Here is a 19493-nt window from a genome sequence, read left to right on the forward strand (position 1 = left end):
CGAGCCCGCCGATCGCGAACCGACCGAGCGGGCCGTCACCGACCACGCCGCCCCCGAACCGACCCCGACCGCCGAGGAGCATCCGACCGCATGAGCGCCCCCGCCGCACGCACACCCGATCACGACCGCGACCGGGTCCGCATCCGTCGTGCCCTCGTCTCCGTGAGCGACAAGACCGGCCTCGTCGAACTCGCGGCGGCACTCGCCGGCGACGGGGTCGAGATCGTCTCGACGGGCTCGACAGCCCAGACCATCCGGGACGCGGGCCTCGACGTGACCGACGTGTCGGCCGTCACGGGCTTCCCCGAGTCGCTCGGTGGCCGCGTCAAGACGCTGCACCCCGCCGTGCACGCCGGCATCCTCGCCGATCTGCGCTTCGACGACCACGTCGCCCAGCTCGACGAGCTCGGCATCGCGCCGTTCGAGCTCGTCGTCGTGAACCTCTACCCGTTCGTCGAGACCGTCGCCTCCGGTGCGGCCGCGCCGGACGTCGTCGAGCAGATCGACATCGGTGGGCCCGCGCTCGTGCGTGCCTCGGCGAAGAACCACGCGAACGTCGCGATCGTCGTCGACCCCGCGCGCTACCCGCAGCTCATCGAGTCGCTCACGGCAGGCGGCACGGTGCTCGCCGAGCGTCGCTCGCTCGCGGCCGAGGCGTTCGCGCACACCGCCGCGTACGACACGGCCGTCGCGGCCTGGTTCGCCGACGCGGAGCGGGACGCCGACGCATCCGGCGCCCCCGACCCCGCGACACCGGACCTGCCCGAGCACCTCGAGGTCGCGTTCGAGCGTCTCGCGCAACTGCGGTACGGCGAGAACTCGCACCAGCGGGCGGCACTCTACGGACGCCCCGAGGGGCGCGGCATCGCGCAGGCGACGCAGCTGCACGGCAAGGAGATGTCGTACAACAACTACGTCGACGCCGACGCCGCCGTGCGCGCCGCATTCGATTTCGACGCACCCGCCGTGGCGGTCATCAAGCACGCGAACCCCTGCGGCATCGCGATCGCGCCCGCGGGCTTCACGGGCGGCGCGGCGATCGCCGAGGCACACCGGCGCGCCCACGCGACCGACCCGACGAGCGCGTACGGCGGCGTCATCGCCGCGAACCGCCCCGTGTCGCTCGAGATGGCCGAGACCGTCGCCGACATCTTCACCGAGGTCGTCGTCGCGCCCGCGTTCGAGCCCGCGGCGCTCGAGGTGCTCTCGCGCAAGAAGAACATCCGCCTCCTGCAGCTTCCCGAGGGCTACGAGCGCGAGGCCACCGAGCTGCGACAGGTGTCGGGCGGTGCGCTCCTGCAGACCGGCGACGCGTTCGCGCGCTCGACGGGCATCTCGACCGACTGGACGCTCGTCGCGGGCGAACCGGCCGACGACGACGTGCTGCGCGACCTCGAGTTCGCGTGGGTCGCGTGCCGGTCCGTGAAGTCGAACGCGATCCTCCTCGCGCACGACGGCGCCGCCGTCGGCGTCGGGATGGGGCAGGTCAACCGCGTCGACTCGTGCCACCTCGCCGTCACGCGCGCGGGTGACCGCGCGGCGGGCTCCGTCGCGGCGTCCGACGCGTTCTTCCCCTTCGCCGACGGGCTCCAGGTGCTGCTCGACGCCGGCGTGCGAGCCGTCGTCCAGCCGGGCGGGTCCGTGCGCGACAGCGAGGTCATCGAGGCCGCACAGGCGGCCGGTGTCACGATGTACACGACCGGCGAGCGCCACTTCGCCCACTGAGGGGGCGCGCGTCACACCACGTCGCGCCCACTCCACCCCGCGCGGCCACACATGCTGCCGCGCCAGCGAACCGCACACGACCTCGAAGCGAGAACGAACCGAATGACGAGCGACCAGTCCGCCGAGCCAGCCGCCACCGAGACGACGGACGCCACGACACGGGCGGCGGACACGGGCGGCGGCGAAACGTGGCGCGAGCGCCTCAACGCGACGCTCGTCGCATCCGTCTCCATCGCGGTGCTGACGCTCGTGCTGACGCTCGTGCGCATGAACGAGCGGGACCTCACGTTCACGCTCTCGGCGCTCGACACGTTCCTGCAGGCGCTCGGCATCTACGCGTTGCCCGCGACCGTGCTCATGCTCGTTCTCATCATCGGCGGCACGCTCGGCGCGTTCCGCAACTGGTTCCTCGCGGGCCTCGCGGGCTTCGTCGGTGGCCTCCTCGGCGGCGTGCTCGGCTACGTCCAGCAGATCGTGTCGCAGGGCGGGATCGAGTTCTCCGGCCAGGTGTGGTCGATCATCTTCCTCGAGTTCTTCGGCAACAACTTCGCGTTCCTCGCGATCGCGACGATCCTGAGCGGCGTGCTCGGCCCGATCCTCACGCGTCAGGCCGTTCGACGACTCCTCGGCGGCGACGGCGGGAGCATCGCGCTCGACGACCCGCGCCGCTTCAGCGAGGCCGTCGACAAGGTCGCGCTCGTGCGGATTCCCGCGGCGAACCTCGACGAGGCGCAGCTCACGCACATCGATCGCGAGCCGGTCGACCGCGATCGGGCCGCCGAGCAGTGGGAGAGCTACGTCGAACTGCTCGAGCAGTACGGCTGGGAGACCCGCGAGGTCGCGGCGGCCGAGACGATGGCGGACTCCGTGTTCACCGAGGACCAGGTCGTCATGATCGGTGAGGTCGCCGTCCTGGCACGCTCCGGCTCACCGGAGCGTCGCGCCGAGCAGCCCGGCGTGCGTGCCGCGCTCGCCGACTCCGGTCTCGTGGTCGAGGAGATCGAGGCGCCCGCGACGCTGGACGGTGGCGATGTGCTCCTCGTCGGCGACACCGTGTACGTGGGGTCGTCGTCCCGCACGAACGGCGACGGGATCGCGGCGCTCCGCCGCATCGTCGGCGCGCTCGGCTACCGCGTGGTCGCCGTCCCGGTCGCGGGTGCCCTGCACCTCAAGACGGTCGCGACCGCGCTCCCGGACGGCACGATCCTCGCATGGACCGACGGGGTGCCCGATCTGTCGCTCCTCGGGCGGGTCATCGCGGTGCCCGAGGCCGCCGGCGCATCGGTCCTGCCGCTCGACGGCGAGACGGTGCTCGTGTCGGCCGCCGCCCCGAAGACGCAGCAGCTCGTCGCCCGCCTCGGCTATCGCGTCGAGAGCCTCGACGTGTCCGAGTTCGAGAAGCTCGAGGGCGGGGTCACCTGCCTCTCGGCGCGCGTGTTCGGCTGACCCGTCGACACGTGCCGACCGTCGACACGTGCCGACCGCCGACACGTGCCGACCGCCGACAGCGGCCGCCCATCGGCGTGGGGGAGCTGCAGGCGGGATCGGCCGCGTCGCGCGTCAGGCGAGCGTGCGGGAGCCGATGACCTCGCCGTACTGCGTCTCGCCGACGAGTTCGAAGCCGACCGCACGGAAGAACTCGCCCGGCCCGAGGTCGCCCTCCTCCCAGATGGCGGTGACGCGCTCGAAGCCTCGAGCACGCGCCTCGGTCGCCACCGACTCCACGGCGAACGCGCCGATGCCCTGGCGCTGGTGGTCGGCGTCGACGTTCATGCGCAGGATCGTGGCGTTGTAGAGCGGGTTCTTCGCGTCGGCGTCGAAGTTCCCCATGATGAATCCCACGACCGTGTCCTCGAGAACGACGACGCGCGGCCACATGGTGTCCTGGTTGACGTACGCCTCGGCGATGGATTCCGAGACGGGGGTCACGAAGGCGTCCTGACCGGGCTTGAGGGTCAGGGTGTTCGCGGCGACCACGTTGTTCGCCGACAGCTCTTCAAGTCGCAGCTCGCTCATGCTCCGCACCATAGCGTCTGAACACGCCCATCGGCTGTGATCGATGTATGCGTCCGTGATGGACGTCCGGCGCCGTCCCGGACGCGTGAGCGGTCGCGCCGGTAGGCTTGGGGGAGATCCTGGCGTCAGGTCGTCGGGCGAGCCCGGAAGGCCACCAGATTGAACACGAGTCCCGTTCGCGTCACCGTCACCGGCGCAGCCGGCAACATCAGCTACGCGCTCCTGTTCCGGATCGCGGCCGGTGAGATGCTCGGCCCCGACGTCCCCGTCGAGCTGCGCCTGCTCGAGATCGAGCAGGCCGTCGCGGCGGCCGAGGGGACGGCGATGGAGCTCGACGACGCCGCGTTCCCCCTCCTGCGCGGCATCGACGTGACGGCCGACGCCGATGCGGCATTCGACGGCACCTCGATCGCGATCCTCGTGGGCGCGATGCCCCGCCGCGAGGGGATGGACCGCGCCGATCTCCTCGAGGCGAACGGGCGCATCTTCGGCCCGCAGGGCCGCGCGATCGCAGCGAACGCGGCACCCGATGTGCGCGTGCTCGTCGTCGGGAACCCCGCGAACACGAACGCGCTCATCGCTCGTGCCGCCGCCCCCGACGTTCCCGCCGACCGCTTCACGGCCATGATGCGCCTCGACCACAACCGCGCCCTCGCGCGGCTCGCCGAGCGCACCGGCGCGGGCGTCGACCGCATCGAGCGCCTGCACGTGTGGGGCAACCACTCCGACTCGCAGGTGCCCGACGTGGACCACGCCCTCGTCGACGGACGCCCGTTGCGTGAGGTCGTCGCGGACGACGCGTGGCTCGACGGTCCGTTCCGGGAGGCCGTCGCGACCCGCGGGGCCGCGATCATCAAGGCCCGCGGTGCGTCCTCGGCCGCGTCGGCGGCCTCGGCGGCCGTCGACCACGTGCGCGACTGGGTCCTGGGGACCCGACCGGGCGACTGGACGACCGCGGCGCTCCCGTCGACGGGCGCCTACGGGATCCCCGAGGGGCTCGTCGCCGGGGTACCCGTCACGAGCGACGGCGGCGCGTGGCACGTCGTGGAGGGACTGTCCCGTTCAGCACTCGTGCAGGAACGGATCGACGCCACAGTCGCAGAACTCACCTCGGAACGAGAAGCCGTCGATACGCTCGGACTGTTGCGCTGAGAGGCGCACGTTCCCTCCAGAACCCGAGGCGCCACGGCGCCGGACACCGTGAGGTCAGCATGAACGAGGAGCCCATCCGCCGAAGCCTGGAGGCGGTGATCCGTGACGACGGCCGCGGCGAGATCCGCGACGAGGCGAGACTCGAGCCGCTCGAGGCCGGCGACGCCGACGAGCTGCGTGCGCTCGTCATCCAGCGCACGATGTCGATCGCCGGCGAGGCGGGCGGTCCGGTCCGCCTCCGGACGGTCGATGTCGACGGGGTGTATCCGCTCATCGTGTTCCCCGACGGGGACATCGCCGAGGAGGGCGGCGTCGAACCGCTCCAGGAGGGCGAGCAGGTGCTCCGTTCGGACACGGCCGCGCTCCAGCAGGTGCCCGCGGCGGCCGACGGTGGGTACGCGAGCGAGTACGGGACGGCACCGGAGTCGGCGGCAGTGGCCACGGAGCGGGTGCACGAGACCATCTCGCTGCCCCGTGAGGGCATGATGAGCGACTTCGTCGTCGACGACGCAGCGGTCGCCGTCGCGGTGCCCGAGCCGACGACGGCTCCCGTCGAGAAGTCGGCCGACGACGTGGACGACTTCCACGACGAGGGACTCGATCACGGCTTCGACGACATCGACGAGTTCGACGGCATCGACGACGCGGCGGATGCGCCGGCCGCACGGGCCGCGAGCGGAGTTCCGGCAGCGGGGTTCGTGCCGCCGACCGGATTCGCCCCACCCGCGGGGTTCGTCCCGCAGCCCGGCGCCGGAGCGCCGGCGCAGTCCGACACCGCCACGGTGGAGGCGCCGACCTTCGCCGGTGCCTCGCGTGGTGACCGGACCGCCGAACCGCTCGCGGATGCGAGCGCCGTCGCGACGGGCCCGACTCCCGTCGTGGCCGGACGCACGCCCGGGGCCGGCGCCGACCAGCACGGCGCACGCCCAGGGGCCCACACGGGCCAGGTGGCCCCGGTCGCGGTCGAACCGGCCGCGGAGCCTCCGGTCGAGTGGGCGCCGAGCTTCCCGCGTGGACGTCGGGGCGCACCGCAGGCCGCCGAGCCCCGGCCCGACGCGGGCACGGGCGTCGCCCCCATGCCGTCGGGCGCGCCCACGCCGGTCGATCCGACCGGTTGCGGTGGGCACCGCCGCGCGGGCGTGCCGACGCTCGACGACTTCCTCGCCGAGAAGACGACGTGCCAGAACGCGCCGGCCGAGTACGGCTGGCGGGGCGCGCTCCGCAGGTCGACGGGCGGGCTCCTGAAGCTCTCGCCGGGTCAGCGCGAGCGCATCGAGCGCGAGGAGGTCGCCCTCATCGCGCGGCCGCTCGACGGCCCGAAGTCGATCGTGGTCGTCAACCCGAAGGGTGGCGCCCACAAGACCACGGCGACGCTCATGATCGCCGCGGCGTTCGGTCTCCACCGCGGCGGTTACACGCTCGCGTGGGACAACAACGAGACCCGCGGGACGCTCGGCTGGCGATCGCACCCCGGTGTGCACTCGCGGACCGCCGTCGACCTGCTCCGCCAGCTCACGCACTTCGAGATCTCGGGCGGCGCGACGATCGCGGACATCGACCGGTTCGTGCGCAACCAGGCGGACGCGAAGTTCGACGTGCTCGCGTCCGACGACGACGCGGCGAGCGCGGCGATCATCGACGCCGAGGCGTTCTCGCGCCTGCATCGCACCCTCTCGCGCTTCTACCGTGTGCTCGTGATCGACACGGGCAACAACATGCGGGCGAGCAACTGGGAGGCGGCGCTCGACGTCGCCGATCAGCTCGTCATCGTGTCGACGGCGCGTGAGGACACGGCGGCCTCGGCCGCGTGGCTCGCGGACGGTCTGCGCGAACGCGGCCACGCCGACAAGCTCGCGAACGCGGTCACGATCCTCTCGAGCCCCTCCACGAAGGAGGACCCGAAGCTCACGGACCGGCTCCGGCAGCACTTCGCGCAGCTCACTCGCGCGGTCGTGGAGGTGCCGTTCGACCAGCAGTTCGTCGGTGGCGGCGAGCTCGACATCCCCAACCTGCGTCCCGAGACGCGCGACGCGTGGCGGCACGCGGCCGCCGTCATCGCCGAAGCCCTCTGACGCGGTGCGCCGCCCAGCCATGGGCGGCCGCCTCGCGGGGAGACGCATCGACGAGCAGCGACACGCCCGGGACTCGTCCCGTGAACCGGAACCCGGGAAACGCGCAACGACGGATGTGACCACCGACAGCGACATCATCAGGCGATCGCTGCAGCACCCGCCGCGGTTCGGCGAGCTGTTCGAACGCCACGCCGAGTCGATCGCGGCGTACGCGACGTCACGTGTCGGTGTCGGCGCGGCGGACGACGTACTGAGCGAGACCTTCCTCGTCGCCTTCGAGCGACGCGAACGCTTCGACCACGCGTGGTCGAGCGCGAGGCCGTGGTTGTTCGGCATCGCGACGCGACTCATCCGCAAGCACCGCGCTCGTGAGGCGCAGCAGTGGCGTGCCTGGGAGGCGGGGGCCGCCGCGGCCGTCGCCGGGGAGTCCGGCATCGAGTCGGTCGGCAGCAGGGTCGATGCCTGGGCACGGGTGCGCGATCTCGCACCCGAGATCGCACGGCTGTCGGCGCGCGACCGCGCCACGCTCCTGCTCTATGCGTGGGGTGATCTCAGCTACCAGGAGGTTGCTGCGGCCGTCGGCGTTCCCGTCGGAACGGTGCGCTCGCGCCTCAATGGTGTCCGCAAACGGCTCGGCGAGGCCGGGCCCGAGTACGACGAGTGGCGCATCGACGGGCCGGGACGGCGAACCGCCGACGCCGAGGGGCCGAGCAGGGACCGAGAGGAACAGGGAACATGGATTCGTTGAACGCACTGCGTGACGTCCGGAACGCCGTCGACGCCGATCCCGAGACGTTGACCATTGCGCGCGCACGCCTCGAGCGGCGCATGGCGTCGGCGGTCCCGGCCCGGGAACGTCGACGTCCGTCGTGGCGTCGTGTCGCGGGTTTCGGGACGGCGGCGCTCGGCGCGGCGGGCGTCGCGACGACGGTCGCGGTTCTCGCCTTCGCCGGAGCAACCGTGCCCCTCCCCGATCCGGTCACGCCCGCCGGAGACGACGTGGAGATCCGTGTCGTCGACATGGCACCCGCGGCCGGGACGTTCCTGAAGGCGGAGGAGCACCTCGAACAATTGCTCGTCGTGCAATCGCCTCCAGACGATCCCGAGGAGCCGTTCGTCGGTGCCGCGACGCGTGCGGACGCGAGGTAGGCGATCCTGACGCGTTGGCCGACCACGAGCTACATTCCGGCCGAGCCTGGTGCCGAGCGCGTGGTGGTGACGACCGCGGGGTTCGAGGGGGTGGAGATCTACGGCGACCGAGCCGCGGCGAGCACGGCCTGGGACGCGAAATACGCATCGCAGGATGCCTACGGACGTGGTGTGTTCGATCCTGCGCCGCTCTCGACCAACCGCTACCCGAATCCGAGCGAACCCGATGCTCCGTCGCTGTACGAGTTGACCCGCGACGAGTTCCCGAGCCACCCGGAGCGCCTTGCCGAACACTGGGCGCAGCAGGCGTCGGCGCGGGGGGACGCGAGTGTGGCGTCGGTTGCGCTGTCGGCGTTGCAGTGGCCGGCGAAGTTCAACCTCGAACCACCCTCGGTGCGCACAACGGTGTTCGACGCGCTGCAGCTCGTCGACGGGATCCAGGTCATGCAGGCGTCGGACGGTTCGGTGCGCATCGAGGGATCGCTCGGCTCGGGTTCCGAGGTGGTCGTTCACGTCGACGCGTCCCGGGGCATCGTCACGATGAGCGAGGAGTTCCTCGGTGAGCGCGGGAGCGGCGGCATCGTGCCGGACGGGGTGCCGGACGTGCGCGTGCGATTCAGCTACGAGACCGTGCTGAGCGCACCGTAGCGCCCAGCGCGTCGTCACGTCGCGAGGGCCGCCGCATCCGAGCGGGTGGTCGCCACACGTGCCCGTTCCGAGGCGGCGCCCACGCTCGCGCGACACACACCGGGGTGCCGTGAACCGGATCGCGGCACGTGAGCGACGTCGCGTGTGCAGCCCCTGCTCGCGTATACCCGAAGCCGACGGAGGCACACGATGACGGACCGGACCGACGAGGCCGACGCGACCATCGGCGAGGACGCCGATGCACCGAGTACGGAATTCGACCGGGATACTGCCGAGCGTGACCGGCTGATCGATCGACGTTCCGTGGTCGTGGTCGCGATCTCGCTCCTACTCGGGGCCGGTGCCGCCGCGATCGTGGGGTTCGCGGGACTCGGGCACGGCCACGGGTAGCCGAGGACGCCTTCACGGCCCGGCCACCGAAGCGCGTGAAGCACCGTGAGTCGTCGTCTCGAGGGCGGTGCGTCCGACGCCGGCACGAGCGAGGTCCTCGTCGCGAGCCCGCTACGGCGGGACCGGTGATGACACGCCGAGGTATGAACGCCGAACCGGGAGGGCCGTCCCCGGCAATACATATCGAGCGCGACGTGGCCGGTCCTCGGCCGGCGCTCGACGAAACCTCACGGAACGAAGGAGTAGCCATGGAATCGACACGTAGCCGCCGGGGCGGCCAGCGCCTCGGTATCGGAATCGGCATCGCGGGCGCCACCGGCCTCGGCACCGCCGCCGCAGTGACGGCGCTCGTTGCCGGGGCCCTCGCGCCCGCGGCCGGGCCTGCTGTCGCCGCCGACGGCGATGCACCGGGCGGGACACCGCGCTCGGTCGAGATCACGGCCGTGGACCTGCGGCCCGGTGCGGGCGAATACCTGAAGATCGACGAGCAGCTCGACCAGGTGCTCATCGTACAGCCGACGCCAGACTTTCCCGACGAGCCGTTCGCTGGGCCCGCGACGCGGGCGGATGCGACGGCTGCGATCCTCACGAGCTGGCAGTCGACGACATATTCGGCCGGAGACGCGGGCGTCGAGAGCGTCGACGTGAGCACGCCCGGCTTCGTCGGTGTCGAGATCTACGGCGATCGCGCGGCCGCGACGGCCGCGTGGGACGCGAAGTACGCGCCCGCCGACGTCTACGGCAGCGGCGTTCTCGACCCCGCGCCGGCCGAGACGGAGCGCTGGATCGACGAGGAGTCCGGGATCGCCGGACTCTTCGAGCTTCCCGCGAGCGAGGTGCCCGGCGACGTCGAGGGAATGATCACGATGTGGGAGAGTCGCGCGGCGGAGCTCGGCCTTTCGAGCGCAGGTGCCTACGCGCTCGGGGCGCTGGATGCCGGCGGTTTCAACCTGAGTGCGCCTGAGGTTCGGCTCGTCGTGTTCGAGGCGCTCCAGCAGGTCGAGGGAGTGGACGTGTCGTCGGACGCGGACGCGCTCGTGTTCACGGGGAGTACGCAGGACGGGACCACGGTCGAACTGCAAGTCGACGCTTCGCGTGGCATCGTCACGAGCGTCGCCGAGTACGAGGGAGCGCGTGCCGGTGGGCTCGTCCCCGACGACGTCCCCGACGTCACGCAGCGTTTCGACGACGAAACGGTCACGAGCGCTCCCTGACCGCAACCACGGACCGGAACGCCGTTCGCGTCATGCGGATGGCGTTCCGCCTGTGCAGACAATGGATGCGCACATCTTGACAGCGGTCATCACACGAGCGAGGCCTGAAGTGTCGTCACGGTGTTCGGTGCGTTCCTCATGCGGCAGCCCTTCCGTGACACCCTGAACGAGCTCGAATCGGGGCGGGACGTCGGGAGGTCGGGGCGTCCGTCCGGCGAGGCCGTCCGCGAGCGCCGCTCGGTCGAGGGAGTACCCTCGACCGAGCGGCGCTTTGTCGATCGCGCTCCCACACGGCCACCGGCCGGGCACACGAAAGGGCACCCCGTGTTCACCACCGCTCACACTTCCCGCGAGGCCGACCCCGCGGAGATGGACGACATCCAGGCCGGTCTCGACGACCGGCACGGCGTGGTCCTCTCCTCCGGCGTCGAGTACCCCGGGCGGTACACGCGATGGGACATCGGGTTCATCGACCCGCCGCTCGTGATCGAGGGGCGGGGCTTCGACCTCGTGGTCCGAGCGCTCAACGAGCGTGGCCGTATCCCGTTGACGGGACTGCGCGAGGTGATCGCCGCGGTCGACGGCGTGCACGTCACGGCGACGATCGAGAACGAGGGCGCGTTCGGCGCCTTCCAGGTGCACGTCGATCCGCAACGCGACGAGGTGCTTCCCGAGGAGGCGCGCACCCGGCGCCGCTCGTCGTTCTCGATCGTGCGCGCCGTCATCGAGGCGCTCCCGGACGACGTTCCGCACCTCGGCCTCTACGGTTCGTTCGGCTACGACCTCGTGCGGCAGATCGAGGCGCTCGATGCGCCCGCGGGTGGCGCGCAGCGAGACCTCGTCGTCTACCTGCCCGATTCGGTGCTCGTCGTCGACCGGCAGCGTGGCGACGCGCAGCGCTTCGACTTCGAGTTCGCGCTCGGCGGCGAGACGACCGAGGGCATCGCCCGCAGTGCGACCCCGAGTCCGTTCGTCGGGCCCTCGGCCGATGCGCGCGACGAACGTGACCACGCGCCGGGCGAGTACGCCGAGCTCGTCGCGAGCGCGAAGTCGTCGTTCGAGCGCGGCGCGCTCTTCGAGGTCGTCCCCGGCCAGGCCTTCCGACGGCCGCTGCGCGCGACGCCGTCGGCGCTCTTCGCGCACCTCCGCGTCTCGAACCCCGCGCCCTACGGCGCGTTCATGAACCTCGGTGACAACGAGTTCCTCGTGTCGGCGAGCCCCGAGATGTTCGTGCGCGTGAGCGGCACCCGGGTCGAGACCGTGCCGATCTCCGGCACCATCCGACGCGGTGCCGACGCGATCGAGGACGCCGACCGCATCCTCGAACTCCTCAACTCGGACAAGGACCGCTCCGAGCTCACGATGTGCACCGACGTCGACCGCAACGACAAGTCGCGCGTGTGCGTTCCCGGCTCAGTGCGCATCATCGGGCGGCGCCAGGTGGAGCTGTACTCGAAGGTCATCCACACGGTCGATCACGTCGAGGGCGAGCTCCGCCCCGGTCTCGACGGGCTCGACGCGTTCGCGACGCACATGTGGGCCGTCACGGTGACGGGCGCCCCGAAGATCTGGGCGATGCGGTTCATCGACGAGTACGAACGCACGCCGCGCACGTGGTACGGCGGCGCGATCGGCGTCGTGTCCGCGAACGGCGACGTGAACACGGGCCTCACGATCCGCACCGCCATGATCCGCGACGGCATCGCCGAGGTGCGTGCCGGTGGCACGCTCCTCATCGACTCCGTCCCCGAGGACGAGGAGCGCGAGACCGAGATGAAGGCGTCCGCGCTGCTCGAGGCGATCGACGCCACGGGCGCGGCCGCGGCCGCCACGGCCGACGTCGACGTGACGACCGCCGAGCTCGTCGGCGCGGCGAACACGGGTGCGGGCACGGGCCGACGCATCCTCCTCCTCGACCACGAGGACTCGTTCGTCCAGATGCTCGCCGGGTACATGGGCGAGTCGGGCGCGGAGGTCCGCACTGTCCGCATCCCGTTCGGCGGCATCGATCGCGACGCGCTCCGTGCACAGCTCGACGACTTCGACCCGGACCTCGTCGTCATGTCGCCCGGGCCGGGCACGCCCGACGACTTCCGTGACGGCGAGGTGCTCGACGAGGTGCTCGGCCGCGGTCTCGCCGTGTTCGGTGTGTGCCTCGGGCAGCAGGCGATCGGCGAGTACTTCGGCGGAGCCCTCGGCCAGCTCGGCTACCCGTTGCACGGACAGGAGCGGTCGGTGACGCGCGTCGCGGACGGCTTCCTCGACACGCTGCCGGAGACGTTCACGACGGGCCGCTACCACTCGCTCTACATCGATCCGGCGACGTTCCCGCACGACGAGCTCGTGCTCGTCGCGAGCGACGGCGACGGCATCCCGATGGCGGTCCAGCACCGGACGAGGCCGGTGTTCGCCGTCCAGTTCCACCCCGAGAGCCTCATGACCCTGCGGGACTCGGCGGGGCACCAGATCATCGACGCGGTCCTCGAGGCCGTCTCCGCACGGAACTTCCAGACGGCCGAGGTCTAGCCGCCGGACGGTCGAGGCCCCGGGGGTGCGAACGGGCGACGCCCGGAGCGACGTCGCCGCTACTATGGTTCCCACGATGCACATCGACAAGCTCACCGCGTTCGTCGCCGTCGCCGACGAACGCTCCTTCAGCGTGGCCGCGGAGGAACTCGACGTCCCTGAGGAAGACCTGCGCGCCGCGGTCGAGGAGTTCGAGCGCGAGCTCGGGCACCGGCTGTTCGCCCAGACGACGGGGACGGTGCGACTCACCCCCGAGGGGGCGGCCGCGCTCGCCCCGACGCGCATCGCGCTCTCGGCGCTCGAAGCGGTCACCGAGGCGGTGTCGTCGATCGGCCTCGGCCGCGAGGTCGTTCGCCTCGGCGTCGTCGTCGGCGCGGTCGTCCCGTCGCTGCCGCACGTCCTCGCGCAGTTCGCGCGCGAGTTCCCGGACGTCCGCCTCGAGATCACCGCCGCATCGGCGACCGCCCTCGAGTCGCGGGTCGCAGACGGCTCGCTCGATCTCGCCTATGTCGTCCACATCGGCACGTCCGCGCGGTTCCACTTCTCGTTCACCGATCCGCTCGTCGTCGTCGGCGGACCGGGCGGCGAAACGATCAGCATCGTCGACCTCGCGGAGCGGCCCGTCATCGCCGTCGACGCCGCGATCGGCGTGCGCGAGGCACTCGAACGCGCCGCATCCCTCGCCGGTGCCCGGATCGACGTCATCGCGCACGTCGCGACGCCGGAGCTCGCCCTCGAGCTCGCCGGCGAACACCTCGGGCGCGCGGTCGTCGCCCGCACGCTCGCGCCCGCCGGCTCGCCGCGGGTGCTCGACGCGGACGGCGCACCGATGGAACTGCGCATCGGGCTCATCGCGCACCCCGAGCACCGCAGCACGGCCGCCGAACGACTGCTCGAGCACCTGTGCGACGCGGTCGCGCTCGTCTACGGCGGGGCACTCGCGAACTGAGACCGGTGCGGTGCGGCGCACGCTCCTGCGTTCCGTGACGCCGAGCCCGTGCGCGCGTCACCGGTGATCACTACGCTGGAACGGCCGCACCCGACATCCGGGTGCGGGGCGAGGTGTCGGAGGCAGGCATGGGACGAGCGATCGGCATCGATCTCGGCACGACGTACTGCGCGGTCGCGGTGCTCGACGCGGACGGGACGCCGAAGATCCTTCCGAACCGCGACGGCGAGGACATCACGCCGTCGGTCGTGCTCTTCCAGGACTTCGGTTCAGGCGACGAGCCGCTCGTCGGGACGCTCGCGAAGCAGGCCGCACCGGATGCTCCGCTCGATGTCGTGCAATACGTGAAGCGGCAGATGGGCGATCCGACGTGGCGTTTCGTCTCGTCGAGCGGTGCGCACTACACGGCGGAGGAGGTCTCCGCGATCATCCTCCGACGGTTGCGCGACGACGCGGAGCTCGCCCTCGGTGAACCCGTCAGCGACGCGGTCATCACCGTGCCCGCCTACTTCGACGACGCGCGGCGCACGGCGACGCGTCAGGCCGGTGCGATCGCCGGGCTCAACGTCCTGCGTGTCCTGAACGAACCGACGGCGGCGGCGCTGTCGTTCGGGGTGGACACGGCGGGCCAGGGCAACGTCCTCGTCTACGACCTCGGGGGCGGCACGTTCGACGTCACGATCATGCGCATCACGGACGGCACCTTCGACGTCCTCGCGACGGACGGCGACCGACAACTCGGCGGCTTCGACTTCGACAACCGGCTCATGCAGTTCGTCGCCGACGAGATCGTCGGACAGGGCGGGCCAGATCTTCTCGACACACCCGAGGACCTCGCGAACCTGCGCGAGAAGATCGAGCACGCGAAGCGCGCGCTCACGACCGTCCCGCAGACGAACGTGTCGATCACGGCGGGTGGTCGCCCGTACCGGGTCGTCGTGAAGCGCACCGACTTCGAGCTGCTCACGAGCGATCTGCTCGGTCGCACGCGCGATCTGGCCCAGCACGTGCTCGACGAGGCCGGGATCGCGTGGACGGACCTCGACCACGTGCTCCTCGTGGGCGGTTCGACGCGGATGCCCATGATCGCCCAACTCGTCGAGGGGCTGACGGGGCGGCCCGTCTCGCGCGACTCGCGTCCCGACGAGTCCGTCGCGCTCGGGGCGGCGGTGCAGGCCGCGATCGAGCAGCGCGACGCCCCGGCGTCGTCGCAGCCCGAGATCGTCGCCGGGATCGCGCTCCCGACCGTCGAGGACGTCACCTCGCAGGCACTCGGCGTGCTCACGGTCGATCCGAGCGATCCGTCGCGCAAGCGCAACAGCGTCGTGATCCCACGCAACGCGAAGATCCCCGCGCGGTTCAGCAGCGAGGTCCGCACGGTCTCCGACGGTCAGACCCGCGTGAGCGTCACCGTGACCCAGGGCGACGACCCCGATCCGCAGTTCGCGGTCGAGATCGGTGTCCGCGAACTGCCCGTGCCCGCCTACCCGGCCGGTGCGCCGCTGCGTCTGACGTACGCGTACGACGTCGACCAGACCGTGTCCGTCGAGCTCGAGGACCTCACGGCCGGCCGGCCGCTCGGTACCTTCGAGATCGAGCGCGTCGCGAACCTCGACGGCGAGGCGGTACGTGCCGCGACCGAGCGCGTCGCGGGGCTCTCACTGCAATGACCGAATCGTCCACGACCGTCCGCACCGGGGGAGCAGCATGAGCGACGTCGACTTCTACGAGATCCTCGAACTCGCACCCGACGCGGACGATGCGGCGGTGACGGCGGCCGTCGCCGCACAGCGTCGCATCTGGCAGGCGCGGACGGGGCATCCGCGACTCGAGACGCGGCAGCTCGCGGAGCAGCGCATGGCAGACGTGTCGGAGGCGGAGCGGGTGCTGCTCGACCCCACGGCGCGCGCCGCGTTCGACCGGGCGCGCGCCGAGATCGGCATCGCGGCGGCAGCGGACGAGGCACCCGAGCCCGAGCGGCGGACGAGCGCGGCGAACGATCGCGCGGCGCACGGCGGAGCGGGGCCACGGACGCGCTACGCGGATCCCGAGGATTCGCGGGCCGGGGAAGACGCCGGCGGCGAGGAGTCCACCCGCGCCGCACGTCCCGTGCGGCAGGTGCCCGCACAGCGCAGCTCGCAGGACTGGACGTCGATCGCCGCCGACTACTACGAGCGTGGCGCGTACGACCACGCCCGGACGGCCGCCCAGCAGGCCGTCGGCGTCGACCAGGAGGACGCGAGCGCCTGGCAGATGCTCGCGCTCGCCTCGTGGCAGACAGGCGATCGCGCGTCGGCGCAGTTCGAGTTCTCCGAGGCGGAGCGACTCGACCCGCACAACGAGTGGACACAGGCGTGCATCGGTGACTTCCACTCCGAGGTCCAGGCCTACGCGGTCGCGATCGTGCACTACCGCCGCGCGCTCGCGATCGACCCGACGAACGCGCCCGTGCGTTCGATGATCGGCGTGTGCCTCATCGAGCAGGGACAGATCGACGCGGGATGCCTCGAACTCGAGCGGGCCCACCGCGACGCCCCCGGCGACGCCGAGATCACCGCACGGTACGCGGGCGCCCTCACGGACCTCATCCGGTCCCGCTGGTCGCGCACCCTCGACGGTACGCCCGTGATCCTCTCGCAGGCGCAGCTCGACTACGCGACGACCTACCTCGCGCAGATCGACGCGCTCCACGTGCAGGACGAGGTGGCGCTCGCCCACGCCGCGCAGGTGCGCGGCATGGTGCAGCACGCATCGACCGTGAAGATCCACTCGTGGAAGGGCATCGGCTGGATCATCTTCCTCGAGCTCGCCCTGCTGTTCGTCGTCCTGCCCCTCCTGGGGCTCGCGGGCGACGCGGCGATCTGGTGGCGCATCCTCGTCGTCGTCGTGTTCGTCCTCGGCGTGCCGGCGCTGTGGGTCTGGTCGCGCATCAAGCCGGGCTGGAAGTGGTACCGCGCGCAGCAGCCCGCGGCCGTGCGGGCGACGGGCCTGCAGGATCCGACGCGCAGCGAACTCCGGCGAGCCGACGAGCCCGCCGTCACCGCCGGGGGGTGAACGCGTGCGGGGCGACACGGCGCATCGTGCGCCGTATCGCCCCGTGGACGTCCGTCGCGATCAGGTGAAGATGATCGTCCGGTTCTCGTCCGGGAGCACCCGGTGCTCGCTGAACCACTTCACGGCCTGGGTGAGCGTGCGGCTCTCCTCGTCCTGACCGATCGCCATGAGCTCCTGTGTCGTGCGCGTGTGGTCGACGCGGACGACGTTCTGCTCGATGATCGGGCCCTCGTCGAGGTCGCTCGTCACGAAGTGGGCGGTCGCGCCGATGAGCTTCACGCCACGCGCGTGCGCTTGCCGGTAGGGGTTCGCCCCCTTGAAGCCGGGCAGGAAGGAGTGGTGGATGTTGATGGCGCGCCCCTCGAGTGCGGCGCACAGCTCGGGCGAGAGGATCTGCATGTAGCGCGCGAGGACGACGAGTTCGATCGACTCCCGCTCGACGACGTCGAGGACGTGGCGCTCGAACGCCGCCTTCTCCTCGGGCCCCGTCACGGGCAGGTGCTCGAACGGCACGCCGTAGAAGGCGGCGAGGTCGCCGAGCACCGCGTGGTTCGCGAGCACGAGCGGGACCTCGATGTTGAGGTGGCCCGATCGGCGACGGAAGAGGAGGTCGTTGACGCAGTGCGCGGCCTTCGACGCGAGCACGAGCGTCCGGACGGGTCGTTCGGCGTCGTCGAGCGTCACCTTCGCGTCGAACCGTTCCACGACGGGCGTGAGGGCCCGCTCGAACGTGAGCCGGTCGGCGGGGGAGGAGATCTCGACCCGCATGAAGAACCGGCCGGTGTCGGCCGAGGAGAACTGCTGCAGCTCCTCGATGTTGCCGCTCGCGGACACGATCGCGCCCGTGACGGCGTGCACGATGCCGGGCCGATCGTCGCTCGTGAGCGTCAGGACCCAGCGGGAACGCGCGCGCTCCGTGGGGATGCCGTCGGTCAGGGGAGCGGGTTCGTTCACCGCTCGGTCGCCTCCCGCGTGGGTGGCGTTCGTGTCGTCGGGTTGGATCACCCGACCAGGGTAGCTGTACCCTGGTCGCGGTTCTTGTCCGCATCCGCGAGACCCCCGTCGTGCCGGAACGCACGAACCCCGCGCCCTCGCCGCTGCCCCACGGGCCCCGGCGCGCGGATCTCGTCTCCGAATCGAGGCTCGTCTTGCCGTTGCGTCTGTCGTCCGAGGCCATCGCCGCGAACGCCGTGTCCGTGTCGCCACGTCTGCCCGTCCTCCCGCTCGTCGCGATCGCGTTCGCGACGTTCATCTCGGTCACGATCGAGATGCTGCCGACCGGACTCATGCACCTCATGGCCCCGGACCTCGGGGTCTCGAACGCCATGATCGGGCTGCTCATGAGCGTGTTCGCGTTCACGGTCGCGCTCACCTCGACGCCCCTGACGCACCTCACGCGGCGGCTGCCCCGCCACACGATGCTCATCGTCGTCCTGGGGTTGTTCGCGCTCGGCTCGATCGGCACCGCGGTCGCGCACACGTATCCGCTCGTGCTCGCGACGCGCATCTTCACCGGCCTCGCGCACGGCCTGTTCTGGGCCGTCGTCGCGAGCTACACGGCGCTCATCGTGCCGAAGCAGCTCCTCACGAAGGGCGTGTCGATCACGCTCGGCGGCGGCTCGGCCGCGTTCGTGCTCGGCGTCCCGATCGGCACGTTCCTCGGGCAACTGTTCGGGTGGCGGCTCACATTCGGCGTGCTCGCGGGATTGACGCTCGCGGTCGTCGTCGTGCTGTGGCTCGTGCTGCCGCGCGTGGACCGGAACGACGTGCGCCTGCAGACGGCGCCGATCGAGGTCCCCACGACGCTCACGGGATCGATCAACGTGGGTGAGGTCATGCGACCGGTCCCGACCGGCCCGAGGCGGAGCTTCGGGGCGGTGCTGCTCGTGTGCGCGCTCGCCTGGGTGACGATGACCGCCCAGTACGCCGCCTACTCCTACATCACGCCGTTCGTGCTCGATGTCGTCCACGTGCCGGAGCAGTACCTGAGCCTCGTGCTGTTCGGCTACGGTGTCGCGAGCGCGGCGGGCACGCTCACGACGGGCATCCTGTTCGGTGGTCGGCCACGGATCGGGATGTCGGTCACGTTCGTGCTCCTGCTGCTCGGGGTCGGGATCATCGCGATCGCGCCCTCCCTGTGGATCGCGATCTCGGCGATCGCCGTCTGGGGCGTCGCGATGGGATTCATGCCGACGCTCATGCAGACGCGCCTCCTGCTCGCCGCACCGCGCAACATCCGCGACGTCTCGGCGGCGCTCTACACGTCGAGCTTCAACCTCGGTATCGGCGGCGGGGCGTTGATCGGTGGCGTCCTGCTCGAGCACTTCGGGATCGGCGTGCTCATGCCGTTCTTCCTCGTCGTCGTCGCGATCGCGTTCGCGGGCTCGCTCGTGATCGATGCGGTGCAGGTGCGGGCCGCGCGAGCGGCCACCCGCGATCACTGAGCGGGTTCGCGCGCGCGATCCGTGGTGGGGCGCGCGCCGCCGGGGCGTCCGGCCGGGTTGCGGCGCGACACGGTCACCGATGTGATGCGACGACGGCCCGGGCCCCCGGAACGACGAGGGGGACGCCGGGCCGCGTCGAATCGCTCGGCGCCGG

At 71.4% G+C, this 19493-nt stretch carries 16 protein-coding genes; 14 read left to right on the plus strand and 2 right to left on the minus strand.

The window, feature by feature from the left end; all coding sequences use genetic code 11:
* The first annotated feature begins 90 nt into the window (after positions 1-90).
* Both purH and HNR16_RS01790 read left to right on the plus strand, forming a co-directional pair.
* The gene (gene purH / locus HNR16_RS01785; RefSeq protein ID WP_158039339.1) at positions 91-1725 is read left to right on the plus strand and encodes a bifunctional phosphoribosylaminoimidazolecarboxamide formyltransferase/IMP cyclohydrolase; all 1635 of its coding nucleotides are present in this window, start codon (positions 91-93) and stop codon (positions 1723-1725) included.
* A gap of 102 nt (positions 1726-1827) precedes the next feature.
* Complete coding sequence (locus HNR16_RS01790) at positions 1828-3171, plus strand: dimethylarginine dimethylaminohydrolase family protein (protein WP_225737744.1); 1344 nt, start codon at positions 1828-1830, stop codon at positions 3169-3171.
* A 114-nt stretch (positions 3172-3285) separates the two neighbouring features.
* Here HNR16_RS01790 and HNR16_RS01795 read toward each other — a convergent pair whose 3' ends face one another.
* Entirely contained in the window at positions 3286-3741 is a 456-nt protein-coding gene (locus HNR16_RS01795) for a GNAT family N-acetyltransferase (protein WP_158039340.1), read from the minus strand.
* Positions 3742-3900: 159 nt separating this feature from the next.
* Here HNR16_RS01795 and HNR16_RS01800 point away from each other — a divergent pair, with 159 nt between their 5' ends.
* From HNR16_RS01800 to HNR16_RS01850, 11 genes are all read left to right on the plus strand, one after another.
* Positions 3901-4893, plus strand: coding sequence for a malate dehydrogenase (locus HNR16_RS01800; protein WP_158039341.1), 993 nt, complete (start codon positions 3901-3903; stop codon positions 4891-4893).
* A gap of 59 nt (positions 4894-4952) precedes the next feature.
* A complete protein-coding gene (locus HNR16_RS01805; RefSeq protein ID WP_158039342.1) occupies positions 4953-6965 on the plus strand; it encodes a chromosome partitioning protein in 2013 nt (670 codons plus the stop codon).
* Positions 6966-7080: 115 nt separating this feature from the next.
* Positions 7081-7713 carry an RNA polymerase sigma factor gene (locus HNR16_RS01810; protein WP_225737745.1) on the plus strand — a complete coding sequence of 211 codons (633 nt, stop codon included), beginning with the start codon at positions 7081-7083 and terminating at the stop codon, positions 7711-7713.
* On the plus strand, positions 7701-8114 hold the full coding sequence (locus HNR16_RS01815; RefSeq protein WP_158039344.1) for a hypothetical protein: 414 nt from the start codon (positions 7701-7703) through the stop codon (positions 8112-8114). The genes HNR16_RS01810 and HNR16_RS01815 overlap by 13 nt, the downstream gene beginning before the upstream one ends.
* Positions 8115-8174: 60 nt before the next feature.
* Complete coding sequence (locus HNR16_RS01820; RefSeq protein WP_158039345.1) at positions 8175-8762, plus strand: hypothetical protein; 588 nt, start codon at positions 8175-8177, stop codon at positions 8760-8762.
* A gap of 189 nt (positions 8763-8951) precedes the next feature.
* Positions 8952-9152 (plus strand): hypothetical protein, encoded by a 201-nt coding sequence (locus HNR16_RS01825; protein WP_158039346.1) that lies wholly within the window; start codon positions 8952-8954, stop codon positions 9150-9152.
* Between the two features lie 248 nt (positions 9153-9400).
* Entirely contained in the window at positions 9401-10366 is a 966-nt protein-coding gene (locus tag HNR16_RS01830) for a hypothetical protein (RefSeq protein ID WP_158039347.1), read from the plus strand.
* 324 nt (positions 10367-10690) lie between these two features.
* Positions 10691-12892, plus strand: coding sequence for an anthranilate synthase component I (locus tag HNR16_RS01835; protein ID WP_377700765.1), 2202 nt, complete (start codon positions 10691-10693; stop codon positions 12890-12892).
* A 76-nt stretch (positions 12893-12968) separates the two neighbouring features.
* Positions 12969-13841, plus strand: coding sequence for a LysR family transcriptional regulator (locus tag HNR16_RS01840; RefSeq protein WP_179558050.1), 873 nt, complete (start codon positions 12969-12971; stop codon positions 13839-13841).
* 128 nt (positions 13842-13969) lie between these two features.
* Positions 13970-15511, plus strand: coding sequence for an Hsp70 family protein (locus HNR16_RS01845; protein WP_158039350.1), 1542 nt, complete (start codon positions 13970-13972; stop codon positions 15509-15511).
* A gap of 37 nt (positions 15512-15548) precedes the next feature.
* Positions 15549-16895, plus strand: a complete 1347-nt coding sequence (locus tag HNR16_RS01850; RefSeq protein WP_158039351.1) for a tetratricopeptide repeat protein — start codon at positions 15549-15551, stop codon at positions 16893-16895.
* 60 nt (positions 16896-16955) lie between these two features.
* Here HNR16_RS01850 and purU read toward each other — a convergent pair whose 3' ends face one another.
* Positions 16956-17849, minus strand: coding sequence for a formyltetrahydrofolate deformylase (gene purU / locus HNR16_RS01855; RefSeq protein WP_377700768.1), 894 nt, complete (start codon positions 17847-17849; stop codon positions 16956-16958).
* Positions 17850-17959: 110 nt separating this feature from the next.
* Here purU and HNR16_RS01860 point away from each other — a divergent pair, with 110 nt between their 5' ends.
* Complete coding sequence (locus tag HNR16_RS01860; protein WP_158039352.1) at positions 17960-19339, plus strand: MFS transporter; 1380 nt, start codon at positions 17960-17962, stop codon at positions 19337-19339.
* Positions 19340-19493: the final 154 nt, after the last annotated feature.

Source organism: Pseudoclavibacter chungangensis, assembly GCF_013410545.1.
GTDB lineage: Bacteria > Actinomycetota > Actinomycetes > Actinomycetales > Microbacteriaceae > Pseudoclavibacter > Pseudoclavibacter chungangensis.